The sequence below is a fragment of the Effusibacillus consociatus genome, assembly GCF_042652925.1.
Classification (GTDB): domain Bacteria; phylum Bacillota; class Bacilli; order Tumebacillales; family Effusibacillaceae; genus Effusibacillus; species Effusibacillus consociatus.
The window spans coordinates 1-4,954 of sequence record NZ_JBHSHC010000054.1 but is presented as its reverse complement, the minus strand read 5'-3'; the positions used below and the strand labels follow the sequence as shown (position 1 = coordinate 4,954).

Here is a 4,954-nt window from a genome sequence, read left to right as displayed (position 1 = left end):
GAGGATTATCGGTCAGGGTGGGGGAAGTTTCAATGAGCGGTGTGGCGTATTTTTAGGTTACCGTATACACCGCCAGTTGCCAATCGAAGAATCTGCGTCCGATCCAGCTTCCGGTCGACGTGATACTCAACGTTTTCGATGCAAGCGTCACTTTGCTGAAAGTCCGCTTTGCGAATTAACGAAGACAGCCGGTTATTCTTGCGTCTCGTCCACTCCGTATCGACCAGGAGTCCAAACCGCTCTTCAAACGAAAGCGCTTGAAAATTGTGATCCAGCAACTGATTGCGATACGAGTCTGCCATGGCGGACAGGTGCATTTCCTGTAGTTTGCGTAAGGTCGGTTCATGCACCATGTCTATTCCCTCCCATAGTAATCTGCGCCCCGGACGAATCCGTGGGTTTCAGAAGGGGTTGATGATTCTTTTGTCTCCTGCACGGTCATCCGATCCTGACCCGTCGTCAAAATCGTCTTGATGCTTCGGAAATTCGGTCTGGGTGTGTAGGATAACGCTTTGGCGCAAGCCGCTTCCAAACGAACAACTCCATACTTGTCAGCGAGTTTCAGGAGGGCCATGCAGCTTCTGTATCCTTGCTGCTCGACCTTATGGGAAGAAAGAATAGCCTGGATCGCAACGGCGGTATTAGAACCGACGCTTTGTGCCCAAGAGATAAATCGGTTTGCATTCCATTGGATGAATTTCTTATGGTTTTCCGGCATGTGCTCTTCAACCGTACTGTACTGTCCGGGTTGTCCGTGAAGTCGCGGATGGGAACAAATTCGGTGATTGTTGAAGAAAATTTCAACGACATTGCGAGTGATTCGTACATCTACGTGGTGCTTGATATATTCATAGGGAATGGAATAATGCATTTTCTCTACGGTTATATGATAATTGAATTGAACAGTGGCAATCTTCCAGGTCGCCAACTCATAAGGGGTAGCAGGCAATCCGAGCAGGAACGGTTTTTCCTCGGCAACGAACACACTACGCCTGCTCCCTTCTTTTTTCTGAAAGGGTTTCGCATTCAGGACATCGAGCTTCTCCCGGATGGCCCGATTCAATTCGGCAACACTGAAACATTGTTGTTTACGCAATGCAGCAAGAATCCACGTGGAGACGACGTTAACGGAACCCTCCACATTCGGTTTGTCCTTTGGTTTACGAACGCGGGCAGGAATGACGGCGGTGCTGTAATGCTCGGCCATCTCATGATAGGTCTTGTTGATGACAGGGGAATACCAGGAGGCTTTTTCTACGCCGGTCTTAAGGTTGTCCGGTATGAGAATACGTGTGGACCCGCCAAAGAACTGATACATGTTGATGTGGGCTGTAATCCAGCTTTCCTGATTTTGCGAAGCAAAAGCTTCCACGTAAGCATACTGGCTGTAAGACAGTACACCTACAAAAATATAGACATTGATCATTTCGCCGGTTTCTCTGTCGATGATGGATGCGGTTTGTCCGGCCCAGTCCACTTCGAGCTGTTCACCGGGCTTGCGAAGAATGCGCATGGTTGCTTTCGTCTTCTGTGTGTATTGTTGATAGTAGTGGCAGAACTGGGAGTACATGAGCGGAATTTCTTGGTTGACCTGGCATTCTTCACAATATTCATTCCAAAGCAAACTGAGCGTCACTCCGCTTTTGGCCATTTCCCTATGGATGTATTCACAGTCGGGGCGTTTGCGGGATGGGGGAGAGGCCACTTCGGCAAACAGGCGTTGGCGAAGCTCGCCATCCGTCAGATCCTTCTCTAACGGCCAAGTGATTCCTAGCTCTTCTGCTCGTTGAATGATTTTAGATACGGTGTTGCGTGAGCAGGCGCAACTGCCAGCGATGTTACGCTGACTGATTCCTTGGCTGTGAAGCCGCAGGATTTCACGATACTGGGTCATAGAATGACCTCCTCACGAATGATTTACACTGTTTTAAACAGTGCATGAGATCATTCTAGCAGGAGGCGCAATCTAGTGGCTCTCTCGTCCGGAGGAGTGGCTCTAAACTGTTGGACAGGTGGCTCTCGCTTTCCGGAACAATGGCTCATTTTGCTCCGGAGTATTCATCGGTACTATATATTGAAAATTAGTATAGTCTAAGGCACTCCATGGACAATGAAAAAGAAAAAATCTTCGAAGTTCGATTACCAAAATAAAAAACGGAACTTAAAGACTATCATTCGAAGATGGGATTCGTTGTAGCTTTGTTGCCCTATCTATATTGGCTATGGTGGGTGCACAATTTAATGGGTGAGTGGTCGTTCACTTATGGATGTTACTAATTACCCTTTTTTAAGATATTAGTGAATTATCAGTTCGGATTTGTTAGATAAAAACTTGAATAAGTTAAATGAGAATATTTTTTTCTATAAACTGGAAGGATTTTTTAATCATTACATTGAATTTATAACTATATCTGATTCTAACAAAAAGAGTAAACCTACATTTGTTCAAATTTAGTAAATCAGGATCAATGTTCTGTCTGATCATTCAACGAAACGGGGGATAGACTTTGAAAAATAAGAAGAAGTTGGGACTTGTGCTGCCCGTAGTGTTACTGTTAATTGCCATTCCGGTTGTGTTGATAGGGATATATGGGGGGGCTGCACACAAAGCGTCGATAAAAAGTTCAGATTTTGCAAATATTTTTAATTTATCAGGTCCCCCTAACTTACCAAATAGTTGGCAGATTTCGTCCATAGAGAAATACGATGATGGGTTCACAGCACCTTCCGTCACAATTTTTTACAAAAACAATGTTTCCCTAACTTTATCTCGGAGTGAACTCATTTACCCGAAAATGCAAAAGGAACAAATTTCAATCGGTGATAATTCCGTAAACTTGTATACCAACAAAGAAGAACAGGTTTATGTTGTGAAGTATGGTGACTTGTTTTATGCGTTTAAATTTCAAACCCCAAATAAAAATGAGGTAGAAGATTTTATCAAAACATTGAGGTGAATGACGTGAAGATCAGAATGAACCAGGTAGCCGTATTAGTCTTATTCTCATCTCTTATGACAGGGTGCGTAAAATCAGGAAGTTCGACCGAGTCAGGTGTCGCAGCAGCAATCGGGGAAGAAAAAATTACTACAACACAAGTCGAAAAAGTCTTCAAGGAACGATATTACGATGTCATTCTCGATAATCTAATTGATAACAGACTTCTTGAGATCAAGGCGAAGGAATTAGGTATTCAACAGGTAAACGATCCGGACGAGAAGAAATTGAACGGTCTACAAGGTGAACTTCAACAGCGAAAGTTCCTATTAAAAGCAATTCTGATGAAAACTCTGGATGATAACACCTTGAAAAAATTCTACGGGGAACAAAAAGGTGAACTCGAATCATTATCCAGTATCCGTGCTCGAGTATATAAAATAGATCACCAATTAGCCTCCAAATTTATTACTTTACATCAAAATGAAAAAGACCACACCAAGTTAGAGAAGGAACTTGGCATCGCTACTTCACAAATTGAGTCTGTAGAAGTTACATTTGATGATCCGATATATCAACAATTAAGATCCTTAAAAACGGGAGAAGTAACAATGGTGATGCAGGGGCAAGAACATTTAATTGTATTAGTTGAAGATATAAAATCCGGTGAACCCTTAGTTTGGCCTAAAGATAGAGACAAAATTGCGGAGGCATATTTATTGACCCATACGGGAGAAGAACAACTCAAACTGTTAGATAAACTTCGGTCTGAATACAAAATTCAAAAACGTGATGTACAAGCTCTCACTATAAAAACTTCCTAAAAAGGGGGTGATTGTCAAAAAGAAGGGTAGTTTCAACGCATCTTCTTCTTAAGTTCTTTTATTTGTAGGAGGTTGAAATGTATGAAAAAGCTTGGTATTACTTCTTTAGTAGCAGCATTACTATTTGGGGCATCCACCTATTCAGCTGTTGCTTCTTCCGCGAATCCAGCAACTCAATCACAAATTAATGGACGAATAACTACTCAATTAGTTATTCCGTTCGCCGGACTTCCTGCTCCGACTGAACAGGAAAGAAAACAACTTCTTAGCGGTGGATGGGTTGAAACATCAGAGGGGTTTGTCAGGACTTACCCGTTATCAAACGCTACTGTGTCTGTTGATAATCAAATAGTTCAAACAGACGCTAACGGCAATTTTGTGATCAATAATGTTTCGGCTGGCAACCAGAAGGTAACAATTAAACACCCTAGATTCAATGACATGTCAGTTGATGTCCAGGTTGAGAAAGGGAAATCTGCCTATCTTACGGCCTCTAACAAAACCAACTTTTTGACTTTCATGGAGGAGCCTGATTCTACAAAACAAAAGGACAAAAAGGTCAAAAAAGACGGTACGGTTCAACCCCTATATGATCCTTCTGATCCCTATCGTGGTGGATATGCTGGTGAACAATTAATACCGGATGGTGATCATAACGACGCAAAATACGGGAACCTTTCCTATGTAACATGTAACCGATTTAATGGGTATGGCGGAGATCAGATTTACTATAACAAATGGAAGCATCCATGGGCCGCAGGTGTAAACATGACCCAAAGCGACTGTGATGTAGGCTTAGGAAGTTATAACGCCCCCTGTTTGAACAGTACCAATGGAGATTATGCTGATGATCCTAACGCACGGTACTGCAAATCATGGTCTTTGGATGTTAAAAGTTCTGCTACGTGCTCACAACTTTCTAGTCACCGCCCCCTATACCATAAACACACAGGTTGGTATAGCCCGAGTGGATATTAAAAGCCATCACCAATACGCATTTTGGACGATCGCTTGGTGACGGCCGGTCGACCCTTTACAAAAGGATCTTTTCTAATCATATCTATATCAGATTCTTTAGTAAAGCAGCTTGATAAAGAGAATGACGTTGATAATTCGTCATTCTCTTTCTTGTGCGCCACGCATGGCGATTAACTAGGTGGTGAAAGTCCACTGTGGGGGTTTGTAGTTACCAAC

The 4,954-nt window shown here is 42.8% G+C and carries 5 protein-coding genes; 3 read left to right on the top strand and 2 right to left on the bottom strand.

The window, feature by feature from the left end:
- Nucleotides 1–29: 29 nt before the first annotated feature.
- Together ACFO8Q_RS08305 and istA are read right to left on the bottom strand one after the other, a co-directional pair.
- Nucleotides 30–353: an ATP-binding protein gene (locus ACFO8Q_RS08305; RefSeq protein WP_380025308.1), complete on the bottom strand. Its 324-nt coding sequence runs from the start codon at nucleotides 351–353 to the stop codon at nucleotides 30–32.
- Nucleotides 354–355: 2 nt separating this feature from the next.
- Nucleotides 356–1,894: an IS21 family transposase gene (gene istA / locus ACFO8Q_RS08300; RefSeq protein ID WP_380025307.1), complete on the bottom strand. Its 1,539-nt coding sequence runs from the start codon at nucleotides 1,892–1,894 to the stop codon at nucleotides 356–358.
- A 613-nt stretch (nucleotides 1,895–2,507) separates the two neighbouring features.
- Between istA and ACFO8Q_RS08295 the strand changes: the two genes are divergently transcribed.
- The 3 genes from ACFO8Q_RS08295 to ACFO8Q_RS08285 all read left to right on the top strand — a co-directional run bounded on the left by ACFO8Q_RS08295 (nucleotide 2,508) and on the right by ACFO8Q_RS08285 (nucleotide 4,738).
- On the top strand, nucleotides 2,508–2,957 hold the full coding sequence (locus ACFO8Q_RS08295) for a hypothetical protein (RefSeq protein WP_380025306.1): 450 nt from the start codon (nucleotides 2,508–2,510) through the stop codon (nucleotides 2,955–2,957).
- Between the two features lie 5 nt (nucleotides 2,958–2,962).
- On the top strand, nucleotides 2,963–3,760 hold the full coding sequence (locus ACFO8Q_RS08290) for a hypothetical protein (RefSeq protein ID WP_380025305.1): 798 nt from the start codon (nucleotides 2,963–2,965) through the stop codon (nucleotides 3,758–3,760).
- Nucleotides 3,761–3,841: 81 nt separating this feature from the next.
- Entirely contained in the window at nucleotides 3,842–4,738 is an 897-nt protein-coding gene (locus ACFO8Q_RS08285; protein ID WP_380025304.1) for a carboxypeptidase-like regulatory domain-containing protein, read from the top strand.
- Nucleotides 4,739–4,954: the final 216 nt, after the last annotated feature.